The sequence below is a fragment of the Williamsia phyllosphaerae genome (assembly GCF_014635305.1).
Classification (GTDB): Bacteria; Actinomycetota; Actinomycetes; order Mycobacteriales; family Mycobacteriaceae; genus Williamsia_A; species Williamsia_A phyllosphaerae.
Window position 1 is genome coordinate 2,174,089 of sequence record NZ_BMCS01000001.1, and the last position, 23,239, is coordinate 2,197,327.

Below are 23,239 nucleotides of genomic sequence, written 5' to 3' on the forward strand. Positions count from 1 at the left end.
TCCCGATCGAGGACGTGCCGCACGAGCCGTCGACGTCGGTGGTCCCCGCCGAGCCCCATCTCGACGACCTCGCCTACGTCATCTTCACCTCGGGGTCGACCGGTCGGCCCAAGGGCGTCGCGGTGCCGCATCGCGGTCTGACCGGTGTCGCCCATGAGGCGGTCGAGAGGTTCGGACTCACCCCCGACTCGCGGGTTCTGCACTTCGCGTCCCCGAGCTTCGACGCCTCGGTGTTCGAGGCCGTGCTCGCCGTCGCGGCGGCCTCCACCCAGGTCATCGTCCCGACGAGCGTCTACGGAGGTGACGACCTCGCGCGTCAGCTGCACGAACACCGCGTCACCGTCGCGTTCGTGACGCCGGCCGCGCTCACCACCGTGCCGACGGCGGGGCTCGACGCCCTCGAGGTCGTCTGTGTGGGTGGCGACGTCTGCCCACCCGACCTCGTACGCCGGTGGGCTCCGGGACGGCGGATGTTCAACCTGTACGGCCCGTCCGAGACCACGATCTGGGGCTCGTGCAGCGATGCCCTGGTCCCGGGTCAACCGGTCCGCATCGGCGGACCGATCACCGGGATGAACGCACTGGTGGCCGACTCGCGTCTGCGGCCGGTCCCGCCGGGCGTCGCGGGCGAGCTGTACCTGTCCGGGCCCGCTCTGGCCCGTGGGTACCTCAACCGCAGCGCGCTGACGGCCGACCGTTTCGTCGCCGACCCCTATGGCGCACCCGGCGATCGCATGTACCGCACCGGTGATGTGGTGCGCTGGAAGCGCACCCCCGACGGCACCGGGTGGGAGCTCGAGTTCGGCGGTCGGTCGGATCACCAGGTGAAGGTCCGCGGCTTCCGGATCGAACTCGGCGAGATCGACGCCGTCCTCGCGGCACACCCCGACGTCGACTTCGGTCTGACCGTCGGTCTGCCGCACCCGACCTCGGGTCAGACCATGCTGGCGTCGTATGTCTTCCCGGCCGCCGGCCGCACGGTCTCGGTCAACGACGTCACCTCGCTCCTCGGATCCCGGCTACCCGGCCACATGGTCCCCTCGTCGATCACCGTCCTCGACGCGGTCCCGCTGACGCCTGCGGGCAAGGTCGATCTGAAGGCGCTGCCCGCACCGGTCCTCGGCTCCGACGTCGACTCGTACCGTGCGCCGGTCTCGCCGATGCAGGAGGCGTTGAGCGCGCTGTTCGCCGAGACCCTCGGCGCCGAGCGGGTCTCGATCGACGACTCGTTCTTCGCACTCGGCGGCGACAGCATCGTGTCCATCCAGCTCGTGTCCCGCGCCCGCGCCCGCGGCATCGTGTTCACCCCGCGTGACGTGTTCGACCGTCGCACGGTGGCCGAACTCGCCGAGGTCGCACAGTTCGAGGCCGACGCGGTGATCACCGTCATCGACGAGCTGCCCGGCGGCGGTGTCGGTGAGGTGCCGCTCACGCCGATCATGGACTGGCTGGTCGACACCCGCAGGAACTACCGGGTGTTCTCCCAGGCCGCGTTCCTGACGTTGCCCGCCGATCCCGGCCACCAGCGTCTGCTCGACGCGGTCGCGGTTCTGCTCGACCGCCACGACGCACTGCGCTCGACTCTCGTCGAGGCGACGGATTCACCTGCGCACCTGATGATCTCCCCGCGCGGCTCTATTGCGGCGGCATCGGTGCTGACCCGCGTCGAGTTCGATTCCGAACCGGGCTCCGACGAGTTCGTCGCGATGGTGGCCCGCGAGACCGACGCCGCCAACGACCGCCTCGACCCCACCCAGGGCCGGGTCGTCGAGATGGTGTGGTTCGACCCGTCCGACACCGCTCCGGCCGGCGGCACCGGACGCCTCTACGTCGTCGCGCACCACCTGGTGGTCGACGGCGTGTCGTGGCGGATCCTGTTGCCCGACCTCGCCGTTGCCTGGTCGAAGGCGACCGGATCGGCGGAGGGACCGATCGATCCCGATCAGGTCCTCGAGCCCGTCGGCACGTCTCTGCGTGCCTGGGCACACGCACTGACCGACGCCGCGGCACGGCGCTCCTCAGAACTCGACCACTGGGTGCGTGTCCTGGACGGGCCGGATCCGGTACTGGGTCGACGTCGGATCGACCCGGAGGTCGACGTCGCGTCGACGATCGAGCGCCTGACGGTGTCGCTGCCGGTCGACGTGGGCACGTCGATCCTCACCGGCATCACCTCGACCTACCGCGGTGGCGTCAACGACGCGTTGCTGGCCGCGTTGGCACTGGCGGTGCGACGCTGGCGGATCCGTCGCGGCGAGACGGCATCCTCGCTCCTGCTCGACCTCGAGGGCCACGGTCGCGAGGAGTCCGCGGTGGGCGGTGCCGACCTGTCGCGCACCGTCGGCTGGTTCACCTCGCTGTACCCGATCCGCCTCGACCTCACCGGCGTCGACGACGACGATGCGTTCGCGGGCGGCCCGGCCGCGGGTGCGGCGTTCAAGGCCGTCAAGGAACAACTGCTGACCGTGCCGGATAACGGCATCGGCTTCGGGCTGCTCCGTCACCGCAACCCGACCGCGGCCGGACGGCTCGCCGGCCTCGGCGAGGCGCAGATCGGCTTCAACTACCTCGGACGGGTCGCCGGTGCCGCCGACGTCGACGAGGCGCAGGCCGCGTTCGGGTGGCAGACCGCTTCCGACGGAGGCGAACTGGGCGGCGCCCTCGACGACGACATGGTCGCGCCGCAGGTCCTGACCATCAACGCCATCACCACCGACACCGCGCGCGGTCCGGAGGTGTCCGCGTCGTTCGCGTTCGCCTTGGGGATCCTCGACCGCGACGAGGTCACCGAACTGGCCGACCTGTGGGTCGACGCCGCCGCCGCGCTGGCCGCGCACGACCGCAGCGGTGACGCCGGTGGTCTCACCCCGTCGGACGTGCCGCTGGTCGCGGTCGACCAGGCCGCCATCGACGTCCTCGAGGCCGGACCCGGTGGGGTCGAGGACATCTGGTCGCTGTCGCCGCTGCAGAGCGGCATGCTGTTCCACGCCGCACTGGCCGAGCAGGCGACCGACATCTACACCGCACAGCTGGTGTTCGAGCTCGACGGCCCGGTGGACCAGGATCGGATGCGGACTGCTTTCGAGGCGCTTGTGGCGCGTAACGAGAACCTGCGTGCCGGCTTCGGTCACACCGCCGACGGCACCGCCGTCCAGGTCATCGCGAAGTCGGTCGACGTGCCGTGGAAGTTCCTCGACCTCACCGACGAGCCCGACCGTGACGCGGTCGTCGACAGGCTGCTGCGCGCGCATCGCACCGACCACTTCGACATGTCGGCCCCGCCGCTGATGCGGGTCCTGCTGCTGCGGGTCGGACCCGATCGACACCGCATGTCGGTCACGAACCACCACATCCTGCTCGACGGATGGTCGGGACCGCTGCTGATCCAGCAGCTGTTCGTCCTGTACGCGACCCGCGGCGACGACTCGCACCTGCCGCGTGCCCGCTCCTACCGGGACTTCCTCGCATGGCTCGCCCGTCGTGACGCCGATGCGGCGGTGGCGGCCTGGCAGCGCGCCCTCGACGGCCTCGAGTCCCCGACGATGTTGGTGGAACGGGTTCCCGCCGATCTGACCGACATCGGCGTCCCGGTGGAGATGGCGATCGATCTCGACGCCCACACCACCGAGGGACTCGCCGAGTTGTCGCGCGATCGCGGCCTGACGCTGAACACGATGGTGCAGGCGGCGTGGGGCCTCGTCCTCGCCCGATCGCTGGGCAGCGACGACGTGGTCTTCGGTGCCACGGTGTCGGGCCGCCCGCCCGAGATCGAGGGCGTGGAGAGCATTCTCGGACTGTTCATCAACACCATCGCGGTGCGGGTGCGGCTCGACGAGCGCGAATCGATCGTGAGCTTCCTCGAGCGCGTGCAGTCCGAGCAGGCCGGGTTGCTCGACGCCCACCACGTGGGGCTGCCCGCGGTACAGCGCGCCACCGGACTCCCGCAGCTCTTCGACAGCCTGACCGTGTTCGAGTCCTACCCGGTGGACCGGTCGACGCTGGAGGCGCAGACCTCCATCGACGGCATGTCGGTCGGCGGCGTCGCCATCAACGACGCCTCGCACTACCCGGTCACCGTCCTGGCGCAGTCCGACCCCGGTCTGACGGTCAACCTCAAGTACGTGCCGGTGTTGATCCCGGACGAGCGCGCCGCCGTCCTCGCCGCACGCATGCAGCGAGTGCTGGAGGCCTTCGCGGGGTCGAGCACGGGCTCGGTCGGTGACCTCGACCTGCTCGACGATGCCGAACTCGCGGCGCAACTCGACGACTGGAACGCGACCCGTCGCGAGGTCGCCGACGCAGGGGTCATGGACGTGTTCTCGGCGCAGGCCGCCACGACCCCGTACGCCGTCGCCTACTCCGACGGCGAGCGGGAACTGACGTTCGCCGAGTTCGACGCCCTGACCAACCGCCGGGCGCGGGCACTCGCGGCGCGCGGGGTGGGACCCGACAGCATCGTCGGTGTCGCGATGGCGCGCTCCCTCGAGCAGGTCGCCGCGGTCTACGGGATCCTGAAGGCGGGCGGCGCCTACCTGCCGCTCGACGTCGACGCACCCGACGACCGACTGGCCTCCGTGATCTCCGACGCCGACCTCGCGTGCATCGTCACCGACGCCGCGCAGCTGAGCCGGATCCGCGGGATCGACCCCACCGTCCCGTGTTTCGACGCCTCCTCACCGGATCTGCAGTCGACGGCCGACACCGCGCTGCGCCCGACCGAACTCGTCGGGACGGTCCGACCCGCGTCGCTGGCGTACGTGCTCTACACCTCCGGGTCCACCGGACGACCCAAGGGTGTGCAGATCACGCAGCGGGCCCTGATCAACCAGTTGCGCTGGCTGGCCACCGAATACGAGATCGGCGGCGACGACGTCGTCCTGCTCAAGACGCCGTTCACGTTCGACGCCTCGGTGTGGGAGATGTTCGCCCCCGCGCTGGTGGGTGCCCGGACCGTGGTGGCCGGGCCGCAGGCCCACCGCGATCCGGTGGAACTGGTGACGCTCGTCGAACAGCATCGGGTGACCGTCGCGCAGTTCGTCCCGTCGGTCCTCGCGGTGTTCGCCGAAGCCGCGGCGCCCCAGTCGGTCTCGTCGCTGCGTCTGGTGTTCAGCGGTGGCGAGGCGCTGCCGCGGTCACTGGCGCAGGCCGTGTCCTCGGTCGGCGGTGCGCAGGTGGTCAACCTGTACGGGCCCACCGAGGTCACCGTCGACGCCACCTCCTACGTCGCCTCCAACGGTGTCGTGTACAGCTCGGAGACCGACGACCAGTCGGCCGTCCTGCCCGCCGCGAATCGCGCCGCCTCCGACGCGGTCCCGATCGGCAAGCCGGTCTGGAACACCAGCGGTTGGGTCCTCGACCACTGGCTGCGTCCGGTCGTCACCGGTGCCGTCGGCGAGTTGTACCTCGGTGGGACCCAGCTGGCACGTGGCTATCTCGGACGTCCGGATCTCACCGCGGAACGCTTCGTGCCCAGCACGTTCGGTCCGGCGGGTGCGGTCATGTACCGCACCGGCGACCTCGTGCGCCGACTCCTCGACGGATCCCTTGAGTACGTGGGCCGTTCGGACTTCCAGGTCAAGGTGCGCGGTCTGCGCATCGAGCTCGAGGAGATCGAGGCCGCGCTCGCCGCGCACGAGGCGGTCGCGCAGGCGGCGGTCATCACCGACACCGCCGAGGGCCGCGCCCGGATCATCGGCTACATCACCGGCCGGTCCGGCGGCGACGTCGATCCGCTCGCCGTCCGCGAGCACGCCGGTCGTGTCCTGCCGTCCTACATGGTCCCCGACGTCGTCGTGCGGCTCGACGAGTTCCCCCGCAGTCGCTCGGGCAAGATCGCCCGACGCGAACTGCCGCTACCGACCGTCGACCGCGCGCAGATGCGCGCCCCGGCGACCCCGAGCGAGGAACTGCTGTGCCGCATCGTCGGTGAGGTCGTCGGTACCCAGGCCGGCGCGGACGACTCGTTCTTCGAACTCGGCGGCGACAGCATCGGGGCGATGCAGCTCGTCACCCGCGCCCGCGCCGCCGGACTGACCTTCACCGCGCGAGACGTGCTGGAGCAGCGTACGATCGCCGCGCTGGCCCAGACCGCCGACAGCCGTGCCGTCCTGGATGCGGGGCCTGAGGTCCACGAGGGATCGGCGCCGCTGACGCCGGTCATCGAGAAGATGCTCGAGCGCGGTGGCGACCACCGACGGTTCGTGATGCCGATGGCGATCACGGTGCCCGCCGACGCGGCCGAGTCCGACATCGTCGAGGTGATGCGCAGCGTCATCGACCGCCACGACGCGTTGCGGTCACGGCTCGACGCCGACGCGCACACCCTCGAGGTCACCACCCCGGGCACGGTGGACCCGAGCGCTCTGATCACCCGGATCGAACTGGGTGCCGACGAGGCCCCGGACCTGCCGGGGTACACGCCGGTGCTGCGCAGCGCGGTCGCCGACGCGATCGACCTCCTCGATCCCGCGGCCGGCGACATGATCCGTCTGGTGTGGCTGGTCCCGCCTGCCGACGCCGCGGAGCGTTCGGTACTCGGCCGACTCGTCGTCGTCCTGCACCACCTCGTCGTCGACGCGGTCTCGTGGCAGACCCTGACCGCCGACCTCGCGGTCGCGGGCACCCAGGTGTCGGCCGGGACCGAACCGGTCCTGCCCGACGCGGGCACGTCGTGGATCAGCTGGAGCCGGGGGCTCGCAGCCCGCGCGGAGAGCCGCCGCGGCGAGCTCGAACACTGGACGGCGACGCTCGACGTCGACGATCCGCCGTTGGGGACCCGACGTCTGGACCTGGACTCCGACCGCATCGACCGGCTGGCGCGCACCGAACTGGTGATCGGCTCCGACGTGATCGCCCCGCTGGCCGCGACCGTCGACGCCGAGACCACGTTGGCCGACCTGCTGGTGGCCGGACTCGCCGCCGCGCTCGTCGGATGGCGCAGTGATCGTGGACTCGACGTGCCCGGTGCGCTCCTGACGCTGGAGGGCCACGGGCGCCAGGAGGCGCTCGTCGACGGAGCCGACCTGTCCCGCGCGGTCGGGTGGTTCACCTCGATGTACCCGACCCACATCGACCTGAGCGGCGTGGACACCGCCGAGCTGGTGCTCCGGGGCGACGTGGCGCGCGACATCGTCTCGCGTACGCGCGCGGCCATGGCCGCCCACCCCGATCGCGGCGTGGGCTACGGAGTGCTGCGCTATCTCGATCCGGTCGGTCGCGCGGCACTGAGCCGATTCGCCGAGCCGCAGGTGGTCTTCAACTACGTCGGCACCATCCCCGGCGCCGAGGTCGGCCCGGAGATCGAGCAGACGCCGTGGTTCCCGGACGTACGCGGACCCGAGTTCGTCGACATCGACGACCCGGAGATGCTGGCCCGCGGCAACCGGATGCCCGCACAGGCCGAGATCGACATCCAGTCGTTGTCGACGACGGGACCCGACGGACTCATGGTGCGAGCGCTGGTGACCTACCTCGACGACGCCATCGACCACGAGGACCTCGACGAGCTGTTCCAGCACTGGCTGGTGGCGCTGCAGTCGATCGCTGACAGCCGCACCGACTGACCCGTCGAGTGGGCGGTTGCGGACGCCGACTGGGCGGTTGCGGACGCCGACTGGGCGGTTGCGGACGCCGACTGGGCGCCGACCGGTCTCAGGCGCAGGGAGCCCGGTGCGTCCGACCGTACTTCGGGTCGAGTGCGTCGAGGACGATCCACGTCGCGCGCGGCGCCGAGGTGATCGTCATGTGGTCGACGAGCGCATCCGGGCACCCGTCCTGCACCCAGACATTGCGAACCGTCGCACCCGGACCCGCGGTGAGGAAGGTGCCGGCGGTCGGGGTGACGACGTTGTCGCCCCGCGAACCGACCGCGACGTAGTCGACTCCGGCGCGGGTGTCGCCGCCGTCGTTGAGTCGGCGCAGGAACGGTGAGCCGATCATCTGCTCGATGTAGGACGGTCCGACGGCGGTCGCGGCCAGCGTCACCACCGGGATGCCCAGTGCCTGCCCGGCCAACCCGATCAACTGGTTGAAGTTGAACGTCGTCCCGTGATTGGTGCCCGCGAGGCTGACGAGTGTGTGTACGGCGTTGCGCGACGGGTCCTTTGCGTCGGTGCCCCCGTTGAACTTGAGGTACTGCCGAGCGACGAGTGCACCTTGCGAGTGTCCGACGATGTCGACCTGGGCTGCCCGCGTCGTGGTGCGCACCTTCGTGACGAACTGCGCCAGGGTGCCCGCCGATCGCGCGATGGCATCGCCGCCCGCGAGGTTCAGCAGGTTCTCCAGGCTGTTCGGCTCACGCTTGCCGTAGTCGAGGGCGAACACGCAGTAGCCCTCCTTCTTCAGGGCCGGGGCGAGCACCTTCCAGGTGCCGGTCATCGTCGACCACGTGCCGTGCACCAGCACGACCGGTCGGGGATGGGCGGCCGACGGGCGGCACGAGAAGTCGTTGGCGCCTGCGAGGACGGCCGGATCCGACGGGGCAGCCGGGGCGGGTGAGCCGGGTGCGGGTGCCGCCGACGCGGGGGAGGACCACGCCGTCGCAGGCAGGAGGAGTGCAGCGATCAACGCGACGACGAACCACCCGAAACGAAACCTCACGGGCCTCATCAACACCTCCAGTAACAGCACACGACCTTCGCGAGGGTAGCGAAGCGTGCCAGAAGGTGCCGTGACGCGTCCGCGTCACGCATCCGATCGCGACCGGATGGATGCCGATTCGAGACCTCGGACGCCGTGGGCGACCGGAGGGGGCGATCAGCGCAGGGCGAACCCACTGAGGAGGCCGGTGTACTCCTTGGCGGGCGGGCGGGAGAACTCGCCGCTGGCGGGGCCGGGGAAACCGCCGACCGGGACGAGCGCCTGCAGGAGGCGGACTCCGGCGGCGACACCGTCGATCACCGGGGCGCCGATCTTGTCCGAGATGCGGGCGGCCAGGTCGGCCATCCCACCGCAGCCGAGCACGACCGACTCCGAGCCGTCGCCGGTCAGTGCCCGGGCGCAGGCGTCGGTGAGGATGACCTCGGTGTCCGGGTTCGACTCGAGTTCGAGCACGGGGATCTCGCAGGCGTGCAGTCCGCGGCAGAGGCCGGCCACCCCGTAGCGGTGGGTCAGTTCCTCGGCGCGTCCGATGGTGCGCCCCAACGTGGTCACGACCGAGAACCCGCCGCCGGAGAGCGCCGCGAGATGCATTGCCGCCTGGGCGATACCGAGGACCGGGGCGCCGGCGATCTCGCGTGCCGCGTCGAGGCCGGGATCGCCGAAACAGGCGATCAGATAGGCGTCGGACGGGTGCTCCGACTCCCGGTCGGCGACGATCGCGGCCAGTAGTCCGGGCACCGACATCGCCTCGTCGTAGTGGCTCTCGATGGAGGCGGGCCCCATCGACGACGTGACCGCCACGATGTCGGTGTCGGGGCCGGCCGCCGAACGTGCCACCTCCGCCATGAGGTCGGTCATGGCGGAGGTGGTGTTCGGGTTGATGATGCAGATTCGCATGACGCCAGTCTGTCGTGTCAGGCGACGACCTTCTCGGTCGCCTCGACGGTGGGTGGGTTCTCGTAGATGAACGTCGGTGGGAGGAACCGCATGCCCAGCCAGTAGATCGCGAAACCGAGACCGGCTCCGACGAACCAGGTGTAGCTGGCCATGTACGTGGTGCCCTCGATGACGATCGCGATGCCCGCGATCGCCGCGATGACGGTGGCGATCACGGCCACCGGGTTGACGCCCTTGCGGAACCAGTACGTCGCGGTGGGCGACATGCTGAACAGGTCGTCGACGACGATCTTCTTCTTCTTGACGAGGTAGAAGTCTGCGATGAGCACGCCGAACAGCGGCCCGATCACCGCGCCGAGGGTGTCGAGTGTGTAGTGGATCGCCGACGGGTTGTTGAACAGGTTCCACGGGGTGATCAGCACCGATCCGACCGCGGCGATCATCCCGCCCATGCGCCAGGTGATCTTGGTCGGGGCCACGTTGGAGAAGTCGAAGGCGGGGGAGACGAAGTTGGCGACGATGTTGATGCCGATGGTCGCGATGGCGAAGGTGAGCACACCCAGGACCGCCGCGGTGGTGTTGTCGATGCGGTCGACGATGTGCACCGGGTCGGTGATGATGTTGCCGTCGGAGTCGCGACCGATGACCGTGGCGCCCGCGGACACCGTGCACACCACCAGGATCGAGAAGAACAGGAAGTTCACCGGCAGGCCGAGGAAGTTGCCCTTCTTCACCGCGGAGAACGACTTGCCGTAGCGGGAGAAGTCGCCGAAGTTCAGCATCGGTCCGGAGAAGTACGACACGACCAGGGCGATGGCGCTCAGCAGGGCGGTGAACGAGGCCCACCCGGTCTTGTTCGGTCCGGCCGACAGGTCGAAGTGGACGTTGCTCCAGCCGGCCTTGTAGATCAGGTAACCGGCGAGGATGACCATGACGACATAGACCGCGGGACCACAGAAGTCGATGAACTTGCGGATGGTCTCCATGCCGTTCCAGAAGACGATGGCCTGCAACACCCACATCAGGATGAAGCCACCCCAGCCGAGCAGCGACAGCCCGAGGAACCCGTAGTCGTCGACGGAGTCGAACTTCGCGATCGAGGGCCAGAACTTGATCGCCAGCAGACCGAACGCGACGGACGCGAGGTAGGTCTGGATCCCGTACCAGGCCACGGCGATCAGGCCGCGCAGGATGGCGGGGAGGTTCGCACCGCGGACGCCGAACGCCACCCGCGTCGTCACCGGGTACGGGACGCCCGCCTGCTGCGACGGACGTGCGACGAGGTTGCACAGGAAATACACCATGAAGATGCCGACGAGCAGGGCGATGAGCACCTGCCAGGCCGAGATGCCCAGTGCGAACAGGCTTCCCGCGAACACGTAGCCACCGACACTGTGCACGTCGGACATCCAGAACGCGAAGATGTTGTACGACGTCCAGCTCTGTTTCTTCAGCGGTGCGAGGTCGGAGTTGGTGAGGTTCTGGTGGTAGCCGAGCTTGATGACGCTCTCGCCGGCCGCGCTCGCGTGGGTCGGTTCCGCGACGGCGTCGCCGGTACTGATCGTTTCGGTCATGGGCTCTCCTGGTGTTCGAGTGAGCCTAGGCTAGGACCGGGTTATTTCTGCTGCGTTACCGCGAAAGTATATTCTCGCCGGCCGACGGGACCAGACGTGTCAGGATTCGTCGGCGACGTTCAATTGTGCTGCGGTGTCGATGATCATCGTCTCCAGGCGTGAGTGGTGCTCGCGCGCGGTGGCGATCAGTGCGTCCACGTCGCGCCCGGCCACGGCGTCGATCATCGCCTCGTGGTCGGCGTGCAGGCGGGTCTGCATCTCCGGCGTCGCGGCCTGCATCAGCTGGAACGGCTCGGTGATGTTCCACGTCGCGTCGAACATGTGGACCAGACGGTGCATGCCGCAGGGCTCGATGAGCGCCTGGTGGAAACGCCGCGACTGATGGTGGTACGCACGGAGATCGCCGGCCTCGGTGGCGGCGTGCAGGGCCCGGTGGGCCGCACGCGCGGCCTCGAGATCGTCGGGTGCGGCCAGATCGACGGCGCGGGTCAGCGCGGCCTGTTCGAGGATGCCGCGTACGAAGTAGATCTCGCGGAGCTCGGCGACGGTGAGCTGGGCGACGAAATAGCCGTTGTTGGTCTGATGGCCGACGAGTCCCTCGCCCACGAGGGTCTTGAGCGCCTCGCGCACCGGGATCGGGCTGACGCCGAAGAGGGTCGCGATCTCGCCGACCGGGATGGCCGATCCGGGCGTCGCGCCCCCGTCCAGGATGACCCGACGCAACCCGTCGAGCACACTCGCCTGGGACGGACCGGTGGGGATCGCCGACAGCGCCGCGAGGAGCCCGAGGTTGCGACCCCTCATCGCCATCCCGCGCCCCCGATCCGCGCGATCCGCATCTGCCCGATCTGGCCGAGACGACATCACGTGATGTGAGTATCGCAGCGATCAGCCGACATCGCAGGAGGCGTCGACCAGGGCGCGGATCTCGTTCACGACGGTGTCGGGCTCGGACAACTGGATGTAGTGGCCCGAGGTGTGTGCGAACACGTGGCGGCAGTCGCGGGCCAGCCGGGCCGTCTCGTCGTGTGACTGCGCGATGTAGTCGAGGTGGAGTTTGTCCTCGGGCACCCGCGTCGGCGAGATGGTGGTCATCGGTACGCGGGGGATCCACGGACCGCTCGCACGGAAGCGTCGCATGCTCGCGGTGAACGACTGCCATTCCCGCAGCGCGGTGCGGGCGCCGCGGCCGCTGCCCTCCTCGGAACGGATCTCCCGCATCACTTCATCGGACCGTTCCACGGGGTTGTCCGACATCAATGATCGGTAATGGGTGTGCGTCAGAAAATTCGGTAACAATCGCAGCCGGGCCAGGATCACCTGCGCACGATAAAAGGCGCCGGATCCCATCATCCCGTTTCCGTACACCAGGCGATCGCACAGTTCGGACACCTCGTCGACGAGCACCACGCCGGTCACATCCGAGGGCTGGGTCAGGGCTCCCCCGCGGACGATCGGCCCTCCGTAGCTGTGCCCGACCACGACGCACGGACCGTCGACGACCGCCGCGCGGACCGCGAGGTGATCGGCGGTGAGTTCCTCCAGGGTGCAGGGCTCGTCGCGAGAGTCGCTGCGTCCGTGGCCCGCTCGGTCGTAGGTGATCGTCCGGGCGAACCGTGCGACCAGCGGTTGCACGGCCGCCCACGTGTTGCGCGAGCGCCCGAGGCCGCTCTCGAAGAAGACCGTGACCGGCCCCTGCCCGTCGGCACAGTAGTGCACCTCGCGATCGCCGATCGACACCACTCCCGACGTTCCCAACGCAGGCACCCGACGACCTCGATTCACCACCCCGCATTGCCCCGACCAAATACTTAGCCGAGATTAATATGAATACGAAAGGCCGCGCAACCAGGCTTGCCCAGTTAATCGAGAATAGATTTCATTCATTGTCCGACGTGGCGAAAAAAATTCGTACGAATGTGCTCACTTCGGCGTCACCCAGCACGTGATCGCGCAGTGCACGACCTCGATCCCGGCCTTGTCGGTGATCGCGATGTCGACGACGACCTCCGCCCCGTCGCCGATCGCGACGGCGTCGATGGGATCGGACAGGGTGGCCACCGCACGCAGGCCGGTGGTGGCCTTGGCGAGGTACTGCGATGACATGCCCTTGGGCAGCCAGCGCAGCGCGGTGGGCGTCGACGCCTCCATCAGCATCCCCATCGCGGTCTCGGCCAGGTTGCAGGCGGCGATCGCGTGGAAGGTGCCGATGTGGTTGTGGACCCCGAACCACTTCGGTGCCGTGACCTCGCAGTACCCGGGTCGCAGCTCCTTCACCGACGGCAGGATGGTGCCGAAGTAGGGGACCCGGGCGACCATGCCGATCGAGAACAGCGCCGCGCCCACCGCGTTCTGGGGAAGGCGACGCCACAGGGCATACGTCGGGGTGACCGACTCGGTCCGGGCGGTGGGGAGGGTGGTGATCTCATCCGTCATGGGTCACGACCTTACTCGTCGGTCAGTTAGGGCTGTGGGCACGCGCCGGAAGCGCCCGCAGTCGGCAGTTCGACGTCACGCAGGTCGGACTTCGCCTGCGCACGTCCGACGGTGAACCCGGTCCACCCCCGCTTGTCCCGTGCTGTCTCGGCGATGAGCAGGAGCACGCACGGTCGGAGCCCGGTGGGGAGGCGCAGCAGCTGACCGGTCGCGTCCGGCGAGAGCCCGGACAGGTACGAGGTGTCGATCCGGGGGGCCTCGTCGCGGGCCACCGACGCCTCGTACCGGTCGACGTTGATGCGGGCGATCTGCGCGTCCGGGTTGTAGACGGCGAACGCCAGCGCCGCACCGATGACCAGAGCACCGACGGCGCGGGCGAGGTGTCGGGTGCCGAGTCCGGCGCCGGCCACCATCAACGCGACGACGATCGCGCCGAGGCACAACTCCACCGCCATCACACTGATCCGCAGCCGGGTCGCTCCGTAGGCGTCGATGTAGAGGTACATACGGTGCAGCGCGGACGCGACCACGAGCAGCGTCGCCAGACACAGCCCGCCGAGGATGCCGCGCACGGTCATGCGGTCGCGCGTGGTGGTCCGGTCCGCGCGCTGCCAGGCCACCGTCACCACCAGGATGGTCAGGGCGGTGACGGCGAACAGCTGCCAGAACCCTGATCGGGCGTACTCGGCGGAGGTCAGGTTCGCGGTCTCACGCACGTAGTCCTGCCCGCCGATCATGGCGCCGGCCTGCGTCCCGAGGAAGGCGACGAACACCACGAGCACCGTGCCGGTCGGCACTGCCCAGGCCCACGTGTCGCGTGTGGGCGCACGGTCCGGGTCCCGGTCGATCAGGCGCGGTCGGGCGTACCGCAGGTAGCAGCCCAACGCCGTGAACAGGCCGACCACGACGCCCACCGCGACGTTCGCGGTGACGGTGGGGTCGTCGACGTCCGGGGTGAGCGCGGACAGCAACCCCGCGAACACGGCGTCGGCACCGGCGAACAGCGCGCCGAACACCCCGACGAGTGCGACGGTCACCGCGCCCACCCCCAGCACCGCCCGTGGGTTCTGGACCTTCGAGCCGGCGTAGGCCTCGCCGGCGGCGCGTGTCAGCCAGACCGACGTGTGCAGCGACACCATCAGTGGCGCCACCACGGCGAACCCCATGTCGCGCAGGGTCCGTCCGCCGACGACGAGCACCGTGGTGGCCGCGACGGCGAGCAGGACGTACCAGACGGTCAACCATTCCGCGCTGCGCCAACCGGGCACGGCCAGCAGCGCCACGATGCCCGCGGCGGTGAGCAGTTGCCCCCGGCCGGGCCGCTCGGGCGAACCCACGAACACCGCGCCGAGGACCGTGATGCCGGTCAGCGCGATGCCGATGCCCGACAGGTCGCCGGGGAGCAGGAGCGCCGCGGCGACACCGGCGACCGCGACCGCGGCGAGCACCCGACGTGGTGCGGCGCGGGGGAGTTCGGCCGCCACGTCGTAGCGCGGTCGCCGGGGCGGCAGCGGGGGCAGCGGTGGCGCCGACGGCCGGGGGTCGTTCCCGAAGACCATCCCCGGGATGGGGATGCCGGGCATCGAGGGTGTTTCGGGCATGGGGGTATCGCCTCTCGTGGTGCGGGTGTGATGCGGAGTGATGCGCCGATCGGCGCGGAGGGTGGGTCGGGTCAGTGGGCGGCGTACGCGGGCAACCGGACCCGGATCCGACACCCCTGTGGGTCGTCGACCACGGCGATCTCGCCGCGGTGCAGGTGGACGACCCACTGTGCGATGGCCAGGCCCAGTCCGGTCCCGCCGTCACGGGAACCACCGCGGGTGAAGCGTTCGAAGATGCGTTGTCGCTCAGCGGGTTCGACACCGGGGCCCTGGTCGGCCACCTCGAGCACGACCGAATCGCCGTCGGCGTGGGCGTGGACATGGACCACGCCGCCCGGTGGCGAGTGCCGGGCCGCGTTGTCGAGGAGATTGGCCAGCACCTGATGGAGGCGGTCCTCGTCGGCCTCGACCACCAGCGCGGCCGGGATGCCGATCGAGAAACCGACGTCGGTGGCCCGACCGTTCTGCCGGCGCAGCCGCAGCCGGCACTGCGCCACCGCGTCGGCGGCGAAGCGCTGCACCTCGATCGGGTCGTGGTCGAGTCGCACTGCGCCACCCTCCACCCGGGACAGGTCGAGGAGGTCGGTGATCAACCGACCGAGCCGGTCGGTCTGCGTCAACGCCGACTCCAGGGTGTCCTGATCGGGGGTGCGGACCCCGTCGACGAGGTTCTCCAACACCGCGTGCAGCGCGGCGACCGGCGTCCGCAGCTCGTGGGCGACGTTGCCGACGACCTCGCGTCGGTACCGATCCTCGTGCGACAGGTCCTCGGCCATCTGGTTGAACGCCGTCGCCAGCGTGCCGATCTCGTCCTTCGACGTCGCGCGCACCCGGGTGGTGTAGTCGCCGTCGGACATCCGACGGACGGCGCCGGTCATCTCCCGCAGCGGTGAGGTCATCCCGTGCGCGAGAACCCACGTGACGACGAGGGCGACCACCAGCGCGACCAGCAGGGCGTATCGGAACGCCAGCTGCGCGGTGATCCAGAACGACACGCTGGAGGTGAGCAGCGCACCGCCCACCACCACGGCGGTCTTGAACTTGAACGACGCCACCGCATCGAGCGGACGCGGGAAGTGCAGCCGTCGTCCCGGCCGACGCACCGGCGCCTGCGACACCCGCTCACGGACACTCACGACGGTTCACTCGCCAGCGCGTACCCGACGCCGTGCACCGTGCGGATGCGGCCGTGGCCGACCTTGCGTCGCAGGGACCGGACGTGTGAGTCGACCGTGCGGGTCTCGCCGGCGCCCGGCCACTGCCAGACCGTCTCGAGCAGCTGCCCGCGGCTGAGCACCGCACCCGGGTGGCGCGCCAGCGACACCAGCAGGTCGAACTCGGTGCGGGTCAGGTGCACCGACTCGCCCTCGACCACGACCCGTCGTCCGGAGTGGTCGATGTGCAGGTCGCCGAGCATCTGCACCTCCGACGCCGACTCGGCCGGCCCGGTGTCGGTCGGCGCGCTGTCGGCCGGTCCGTAGCGCTCGGCCCGTCGCAGCAGGGCGCGGGTCCTGGCGACGAGCTCGCGCATGGAGAACGGCTTGGACAGGTAGTCGTCGGCGCCGACCCCGAGCCCGATGACGAGGTCGGTCTCGGCGGATCGCGCGGTCAGCATCAGGACCGGGGTGGGGGAGTGCGCCTGCATGCGTCGGCACACCTCGAGCCCGTCCATCCCGGGCAGCATCAGATCGAGGATGACCACGTCGCAGCCGCCCTTGCGGTGGATGGCGACGGCGGCGGGCCCGGTGTCGGCGGTGGTGACGTCGAAGCCCTCTGCCCGAAACCGTTCGGCGATGGACTCGCGGATGAGCGGCTCGTCATCGACGACCAACACCGCGGGCAGTGCTGACGACGCTGACGAGGAGGTCCCGGGCGACGCGGACGGATGTGCGGTCATGGCAGCGACGCTAGTGGCCGATTGTCGGTGCGCTGCCGAGATGGTGTGAAGAGTCTGTGAAGGTGCTCGCCGCCCAGGTGGGGGCCGGTCGCGGACCCGTCTCGGCGCAATTTGGCCCTGCGCCCCATCTGTTGCATACTGTTCGGGTTGCCTTGATCGGGAACGCGGTGTTTTCGCGGCCTCGATCAGGTGCGATCGCCACGGCGGGTCAAGCGGAGACGAACTGGCCCGGCAACCGTCACAGCGATCGACCAGTACGACCAGCACCACCGCGATCCCCCTGATCAGGGATCGCAACCAAGATCTACCGATGTTCGGCGGAGCCCGGATGTGTCTGCAGAGATATGTCCCGGCCGCCCGACACGCCCGACCTCGGGTGTCGGAGGAATCCGACAGCCGGGTCTGCACGACCGGCCCGCGTCATGCGGGCGAACGCACAACGACAGATGAACAGCGTCGATCACCGTCTCATGAGGAGCAGTGGTCATCTGTGAGCCGCTCACCAGCGGCGCGTCTGCCGACTAGTTACCGACGGAAGAGGACACAGCGTGGCGGGACAAAAGATCCGCATCAGGCTCAAGGCCTATGACCATGAGGCGATCGACGCTTCGGCGCGCAAGATCGTGGAGACCGTGACCCGTACCGGGGCACGTGTGGTCGGCCCGGTGCCGCTGCCCACCGAGAAGAACGTGTACTGCGTGATTCGTTCACCGCACAAGTACAAGGATTCTCGTGAGCACTTCGAGATGCGGACGCACAAGCGATTGATCGACATCCTCGACCCCACGCCGAAGACGGTGGACGCGCTCATGCGCATCGACCTGCCGGCCAGCGTCGACGTCAACATCCAGTAGACGCGGATAGGGACGGAAAGCAGATATGACTCAGAAGAACGTGAAGGGAATCCTGGGCACGAAGCTCGGGATGACCCAGGTCTTCGACGAGAACAACCGGGTTGTCCCGGTGACCGTCGTCAAGGCCGGACCGAATGTGATCACCCAGATCCGTACGCAGGAGACCGACGGGTACACCGCCGTTCAGCTCGCCTACGGTGCGATCGATCCGCGCAAGGTGACCAAGCCGGTCACCGGTCAGTACACGAAGACCGGCGTCACGCCGCGTCGTCACCTGGCCGAGATCCGCATGAACGACATCTCCGAGTACTCCGTGGGCCAGGAGCTGACCGCCGAGATCTTCGCCGACGGCTCGTTCGTCGACGTGACCGGCACCTCCAAGGGCAAGGGATTCGCGGGCGTCATGAAGCGCCACGGGTTCAAGGGCCTGGGCGCCAGCCACGGCGTGCACCGCGTGCACCGTGCGCCGGGATCCATCGGTGGCTGCGCCACCCCGGGTCGCGTGTTCAAGGGCATGCGGATGGCCGGACGTATGGGTAACGACCGCGTCACCACCCAGAACCTGACCGTGCACAAGGTGGACGCCGAGGCCGGCCTGCTGCTGATCAAGGGAGCGATCCCGGGTCGCAGGGGCGGCATCGTGATCGTCCGCGATGCAGTGAAAGGCGGTGTGAGCGCATGAGCGTCGACACCACGAAGACCGAAGCCACGAAGTTGACGCTGGACGTCAAGACCGCGGACGGGAAGACCGACGGAACCGTCGAGCTGCCCGCCGAGCTCTTCGACGCGCCCGCCAACATCGCGCTGATGCACCAGGTCGTCATCGCACAGCAGGCCGCGGCTCGGCAGGGTACCCACTCGGCCAAGACCCGCGCCGAGGTCAGCGGTGGCGGCGCGAAGCCGTACCGCCAGAAGGGAACCGGTCGCGCCCGTCAGGGTTCGACCCGTGCTCCGCAGTTCACCGGTGGTGGCGTGGTGCACGGCCCGAAGCCGCGTGACTACAGCCAGCGGACCCCCAAGAAGATGAAGGCCGCCGCGCTGCGCGGAGCCCTCTCGGACCGCGCCCGCAACGAGCGCATCCACGTGATCACCGAACTGGTGGCCGGGCAGTCCCCGTCCACCAAGGCGGCTCGCGCCTTCCTGGAGGCCCTCTCCGACCGTCGCAAGTTCCTCGTCGTCGTCGGTCGCGAAGACGTCGCCGCGTGGAAGAGCGTCGCGAACCTGGAGTACGTCCTGCCGATCACTCCCGATCAGCTCAACACCTACGACGTGCTCGATTCCGACGAGGTCGTGTTCAGCGTCGAGGCCCTCAACGCGTTCGTCTCCCGGGCGCTGAAGACCGACGAGAAGGAGGCCTGAGAATGACTGTCATCCAGGCAGATCCGCGCGACATCATCCTCGCACCGGTGATCTCGGAGAAGTCCTACGGACTCATCGAGGACAACGTGTACACGTTCTTCGTGCACCCGGAGTCGAACAAGACGCAGATCAAGATCGCGATCGAGAAGATCTTCGATGTCACGGTCGAGAGCGTGAACACGGCCAACCGCAAGGGCAAGCGCAAGCGCACCCGCGCCGGGTACGGAAAGCGCAAGGACACCAAGCGCGCCATCGTCACCCTCAGCCCTGACAGCAAGCCCATCGAGATCTTCGGAGGTCCGGTCGGCTGACGCCGGGCGGATCGAGAAGAAGTAGAGGACAAGAAGACTCATGGCTATTCGTAAGTACAAGCCGACGACACCGGGCCGCCGTGGCGCCAGTGGCGCCGACTTCGCCGAGGTCACCCGTGACCACCCGGAGAAGTCGCTCGTCCGCCCGCTGCACGGTCGGGGTGGTCGCAACGCACACGGCCGCATCACCACTCGTCACAAGGGTGGCGGCCACAAGCGCGCCTACCGGTTGATCGACTTCCGTCGCAACGACAAGGACGGCATCAACGCCAAGGTCGCTCACATCGAGTACGACCCCAACCGCACCGCGCGTATCGCGCTGCTGCACTACATCGACGGCGAGAAGCGCTACATCATCGCGCCGAAGGGCCTGAACCAGGGCGACGTGGTGGAGTCGGGCGCGACCGCCGACATCAAGCCGGGCAACAACCTGCCGATGCGCAACATCCCGACCGGTACCCAGATCCACGCCGTGGAGCTGCGTCCGGGCGGCGGGGCGAAGATGGCACGTAGTGCCGGCGCCTCGATCCAGTTGCTGGGCAAGGAAGGCGCCTACGCCACCCTGCGTATGCCCTCCGGTGAGATCCGTCGCGTCGACGTGCGCTGCCGCGCCACCGTCGGCGAGGTCGGTAACGCCGAGCAGAGCAACATCAACTGGGGCAAGGCCGGCCGCATGCGCTGGAAGGGCAAGCGCCCGACCGTCCGTGGTGTCGTGATGAACCCGGTCGACCACCCGCACGGTGGTGGCGAGGGCAAGACCTCCGGTGGTCGCCACCCGGTCAGCCCGTGGGGACAGCCGGAAGGCCGCACCCGCAAGAACAAGTCCAGCGATCAGCTGATCGTCCGCCGCCGGCGCACCGGCAAGAACAAGCGATAAGCAGGAGGGAGTAGCAGATGCCACGCAGTCTGAAGAAAGGCCCGTTCGTCGACGACCACCTCCTTGCGAAGGTGGACGTCCAGAACGAGAAGGGCACCAAGCAGGTCATCAAGACCTGGTCGCGTCGCTCGACCATCATCCCCGACTTCATCGGGCACACGTTCGCCGTCCACGACGGACGCAAGCACGTGCCGGTGTTCGTCTCGGACTCGATGGTCGGACACAAGCTCGGTGAGTTCGCGCCGACGCGCACCTTCAAGGGACACATCAAGGACGACCGGAAGGCGAAGCGGCGATGAGCGCAGAAACTCTGAACCCGACGGCCAAGGCCACCGCGAAGTTCGTTCGCGTCACGCCCATGAAGGCCCGTCGTGTGATCGACCTGGTCCGCGGTAAGAGCGTGGACGAGGCCCTCGACATCCTGCTGTTCGCGCCTCAGGCCGCGAGCGAGCCGGTTGCCAAGGTCGTCGCCAGCGCGGCGGCCAACGCGGAGAACAACCTCGGACTCGACCGGCGCACGCTGGTCGTCTCGCAGGCTTTCGCCGACGAGGGTCCGACGATGAAGCGTTTCCGTCCGCGGGCCCAGGGCCGCGCGTTCCGGATCCGCAAGCGCACCAGCCACATCACGGTCGTGGTGGAGAGCATCACCGCCACCGGCGCAGGCGCACCCAAGCGGTCGCGCACGCCCAAGAAGTCGGTCGCACAGAAGTCGACCAGTAAGGGAGCTCAGTAGTGGGCCAGAAGATCAACCCGCACGGCTTCCGTCTGGGTATCACCACCGACTGGAAGTCGCGGTGGTACGCCGACAAGCAGTACGCGGACTACGTGAAAGAGGATGTCGCCATCCGCAAGCTCCTGGCCACCGGCCTCGAGCGTGCCGGCATCGCCAAGGTGGAGATCGAGCGCACCCGTGACCGGGTTCGCGTCGACATCCACACCGCCCGTCCGGGCATCGTCATCGGTCGCCGCGGCGCCGAGGCCGATCGCATCCGTGGCGAGTTGGAGAAGCTGACCGGCAAGCAGGTGCAGCTCAACATCCTCGAGGTCAAGAACGCCGAGTCCGAGGCTCAGCTCGTGGCACAGGGTGTCGCCGAGCAGCTGTCGAACCGTGTCGCGTTCCGTCGCGCCATGCGCAAGGCCATCCAGTCGGCCATGCGTCAGCCGAACGTCAAGGGGATCCGGGTGCAGTGCTCGGGTCGTCTGGGCGGCGCCGAGATGAGCCGTAGCGAGTTCTACCGCGAGGGTCGGGTGCCGCTGCACACGCTGCGCGCCGACATCGACTACGGCCTCTACGAGGCGAAGACCACCTTCGGTCGCATCGGCGTGAAGGTCTGGATCTACAAGGGCGACATCGTCGGCGGCAAGCGTGAGCTCACCGCCGTCGCGGCTCCGGCCGGCGATCGCCCGCGTCGTGAGCGTCCGCAGCGTCCGCGTCGTAGCGGTTCCTCGGGAACCACCGCGACCAGCACCGATGCGGGCCGCGCCGCGGCTGAGACCGCTTCCGCCGCACCGGTCACCGAGGCTCCGGCCACGGTCGACGCAGGTGCGACCCCCACCGCGAATCAGGAGGGCTGACCCATGCTGATCCCTCGCCGGGTCAAGCACCGCAAGCAGCACCACCCCAGTCTCAAGGGGCAGGCCAAGGGCGGCACCAAGGTGACGTTCGGTGATTTCGGCATCCAGGCTCTGGAGAGTGCCTACATCACCAACCGGCAGATCGAGTCCGCTCGTATCGCCATCAACCGGCACATCAAGCGTGGCGGCAAGGTGTGGATCAACATCTTCCCCGACCGCCCGTTGACGAAGAAGCCCGCCGAGACCCGCATGGGTTCCGGTAAGGGTTCGCCCGAGTGGTGGGTCGCCCCGGTCAAGCCGGGTCGCGTGCTGTTCGAGATGAGCTACCCCGATGAGCACACCGCTCGCGAGGCCCTGCGCCGCGCGCAGCACAAGCTGCCCATCAAGACCCGCATCGTGACGCGAGAGGAGACGTTCTGATGGCACTGGGAATTGTTGCCGCCGAGCTCCGTGAGCTCAACGACGAAGATCTCCTCGAGCGTCTCCGCGAGTCGAAGGAAGAGCTGTTCAACCTGCGCTTCCAGATGGCCACCGGACAGCTCGACAACAACCGCCGGCTGCGGTTGGTCCGCCGCGAGATCGCACGCGTCTACACCGTGCTGCGTGAACGTGAACTCGGACTCTCGGCCGGCCCCGATGCTGATGCGAAGGTCGGTGACGACGCATGAGCGACGAGAAGGACGTGACAGTGACACAACCCGCCACCACGGAGCGCGCACAGCGCAAGGTCCGCGTGGGCTATGTCGTGAGCGACAAGATGCAGAAGACGATCGTGGTCGAGCTCGAGGACCGCGTGAAGCATCCCCTCTACGGCAAGATCATCCGCACCACCTCGAAGGTGAAGGCGCATGACGAGAACGAGACCGCCGGCATCGGCGACCGCGTTCGCCTGATGGAGACCCGCCCGCTGAGCGCCACCAAGCGCTGGCGTCTGGTCGAGGTCCTCGAGAAGGCCAAGTAGCCGACACCGCTGCGTGAACTGATCACGCAGATCACAACGACCCGTCACCCGTTCGCGGTGGCGGGTTTTTGTGTTTCCTACCAATGTGGTGTGAACCCGGGTGGACGTTTCACCATCGTGTGTTACGCGTGGGACGGAACATGATTCGCCAGGTGAACGACCATGTTCGTTCGCCAGGGACGCCTTCGATCCGGGTCGTCCGAACGTCCGAATCTTGGAGGTATTCACAGCTGGGGTCGCTATGATGGCCCGGTCGGTCCGGTTGCCCGCTCGGGGGGGTGTGCAACGAGATACAAGCG

Annotated in this window: 21 protein-coding genes (1 of these 21 cut by a window edge); 12 read left to right on the forward strand and 9 right to left on the reverse strand. The window is 68.7% G+C overall.

The window, feature by feature from the left end:
- Positions 1-7,562 carry the final stretch of a non-ribosomal peptide synthase/polyketide synthase gene (locus tag IEV93_RS10240; RefSeq protein WP_229705014.1) on the forward strand. Its footprint begins 26,266 nt before the window's first position, so 7,562 of the gene's 33,828 nt are visible here — the last part of the coding sequence; its start codon lies beyond the left edge, outside the window; it ends in the stop codon at positions 7,560-7,562.
- An 88-nt stretch (positions 7,563-7,650) separates the two neighbouring features.
- Here IEV93_RS10240 and IEV93_RS10245 read toward each other — a convergent pair whose 3' ends face one another.
- The 9 genes from IEV93_RS10245 to IEV93_RS10285 form a co-directional block, all read right to left on the reverse strand.
- The gene (locus IEV93_RS10245) at positions 7,651-8,598 is read right to left on the reverse strand and encodes an esterase/lipase family protein (RefSeq protein ID WP_229705015.1); all 948 of its coding nucleotides are present in this window, start codon (positions 8,596-8,598) and stop codon (positions 7,651-7,653) included.
- A gap of 156 nt (positions 8,599-8,754) precedes the next feature.
- Positions 8,755-9,495, reverse strand: coding sequence for an aspartate/glutamate racemase family protein (locus IEV93_RS10250; RefSeq protein ID WP_188489349.1), 741 nt, complete (start codon positions 9,493-9,495; stop codon positions 8,755-8,757).
- A 17-nt stretch (positions 9,496-9,512) separates the two neighbouring features.
- A complete protein-coding gene (locus tag IEV93_RS10255; RefSeq protein WP_188489351.1) occupies positions 9,513-11,069 on the reverse strand; it encodes an NCS1 family nucleobase:cation symporter-1 in 1,557 nt (518 codons plus the stop codon).
- Positions 11,070-11,168: 99 nt separating this feature from the next.
- On the reverse strand, positions 11,169-11,879 hold the full coding sequence (locus IEV93_RS10260; protein WP_188489353.1) for a GntR family transcriptional regulator: 711 nt from the start codon (positions 11,877-11,879) through the stop codon (positions 11,169-11,171).
- A gap of 78 nt (positions 11,880-11,957) precedes the next feature.
- Entirely contained in the window at positions 11,958-12,836 is an 879-nt protein-coding gene (locus tag IEV93_RS10265) for an alpha/beta fold hydrolase (protein ID WP_229705016.1), read from the reverse strand.
- 156 nt (positions 12,837-12,992) lie between these two features.
- A complete protein-coding gene (locus tag IEV93_RS10270; RefSeq protein ID WP_188489355.1) occupies positions 12,993-13,505 on the reverse strand; it encodes a hotdog fold domain-containing protein in 513 nt (170 codons plus the stop codon).
- Between the two features lie 26 nt (positions 13,506-13,531).
- Positions 13,532-15,106, reverse strand: coding sequence for a DUF4153 domain-containing protein (locus tag IEV93_RS10275; RefSeq protein ID WP_188489357.1), 1,575 nt, complete (start codon positions 15,104-15,106; stop codon positions 13,532-13,534).
- Between the two features lie 71 nt (positions 15,107-15,177).
- Entirely contained in the window at positions 15,178-16,188 is a 1,011-nt protein-coding gene (locus IEV93_RS10280; RefSeq protein WP_188490502.1) for a HAMP domain-containing sensor histidine kinase, read from the reverse strand.
- A gap of 50 nt (positions 16,189-16,238) precedes the next feature.
- Positions 16,239-16,940, reverse strand: coding sequence for a response regulator transcription factor (locus IEV93_RS10285; protein ID WP_229705152.1), 702 nt, complete (start codon positions 16,938-16,940; stop codon positions 16,239-16,241).
- A 611-nt stretch (positions 16,941-17,551) separates the two neighbouring features.
- Here IEV93_RS10285 and rpsJ point away from each other — a divergent pair.
- The 11 genes from rpsJ to rpsQ are packed head-to-tail and all read left to right on the forward strand — an operon-like array spanning position 17,552 to position 22,940.
- Complete coding sequence (gene rpsJ / locus IEV93_RS10290) at positions 17,552-17,857, forward strand: 30S ribosomal protein S10 (RefSeq protein WP_003938093.1); 306 nt, start codon at positions 17,552-17,554, stop codon at positions 17,855-17,857.
- Between the two features lie 25 nt (positions 17,858-17,882).
- Entirely contained in the window at positions 17,883-18,539 is a 657-nt protein-coding gene (gene rplC / locus IEV93_RS10295; RefSeq protein WP_188489361.1) for a 50S ribosomal protein L3, read from the forward strand.
- Complete coding sequence (gene rplD / locus IEV93_RS10300) at positions 18,536-19,216, forward strand: 50S ribosomal protein L4 (RefSeq protein WP_188489363.1); 681 nt, start codon at positions 18,536-18,538, stop codon at positions 19,214-19,216. The genes rplC and rplD overlap by 4 nt, the downstream gene beginning before the upstream one ends.
- Before the next feature lie 2 nt (positions 19,217-19,218).
- Positions 19,219-19,527 carry a 50S ribosomal protein L23 gene (rplW, locus tag IEV93_RS10305; RefSeq protein ID WP_188489365.1) on the forward strand — a complete coding sequence of 103 codons (309 nt, stop codon included), beginning with the start codon at positions 19,219-19,221 and terminating at the stop codon, positions 19,525-19,527.
- A 40-nt stretch (positions 19,528-19,567) separates the two neighbouring features.
- Entirely contained in the window at positions 19,568-20,404 is an 837-nt protein-coding gene (rplB, locus tag IEV93_RS10310; protein ID WP_188489367.1) for a 50S ribosomal protein L2, read from the forward strand.
- Positions 20,405-20,421: 17 nt separating this feature from the next.
- Positions 20,422-20,703: a 30S ribosomal protein S19 gene (gene rpsS / locus IEV93_RS10315; RefSeq protein WP_003940820.1), complete on the forward strand. Its 282-nt coding sequence runs from the start codon at positions 20,422-20,424 to the stop codon at positions 20,701-20,703.
- Positions 20,700-21,137 (forward strand): 50S ribosomal protein L22, encoded by a 438-nt coding sequence (rplV, locus tag IEV93_RS10320; protein WP_188489369.1) that lies wholly within the window; start codon positions 20,700-20,702, stop codon positions 21,135-21,137. The genes rpsS and rplV overlap by 4 nt, the downstream gene beginning before the upstream one ends.
- A complete protein-coding gene (gene rpsC / locus IEV93_RS10325) occupies positions 21,137-21,979 on the forward strand; it encodes a 30S ribosomal protein S3 (protein WP_188489372.1) in 843 nt (280 codons plus the stop codon). Before rplV ends, rpsC begins: the two co-directional genes overlap by 1 nt.
- A 3-nt stretch (positions 21,980-21,982) precedes the next feature.
- Positions 21,983-22,399, forward strand: coding sequence for a 50S ribosomal protein L16 (gene rplP / locus IEV93_RS10330; protein WP_188489374.1), 417 nt, complete (start codon positions 21,983-21,985; stop codon positions 22,397-22,399).
- Complete coding sequence (gene rpmC, locus IEV93_RS10335; protein ID WP_301301292.1) at positions 22,399-22,647, forward strand: 50S ribosomal protein L29; 249 nt, start codon at positions 22,399-22,401, stop codon at positions 22,645-22,647. Before rplP ends, rpmC begins: the two co-directional genes overlap by 1 nt.
- On the forward strand, positions 22,644-22,940 hold the full coding sequence (gene rpsQ, locus IEV93_RS10340) for a 30S ribosomal protein S17 (RefSeq protein ID WP_188489376.1): 297 nt from the start codon (positions 22,644-22,646) through the stop codon (positions 22,938-22,940). The genes rpmC and rpsQ overlap by 4 nt, the downstream gene beginning before the upstream one ends.
- The last annotated feature ends 299 nt before the right edge of the window (positions 22,941-23,239 follow it).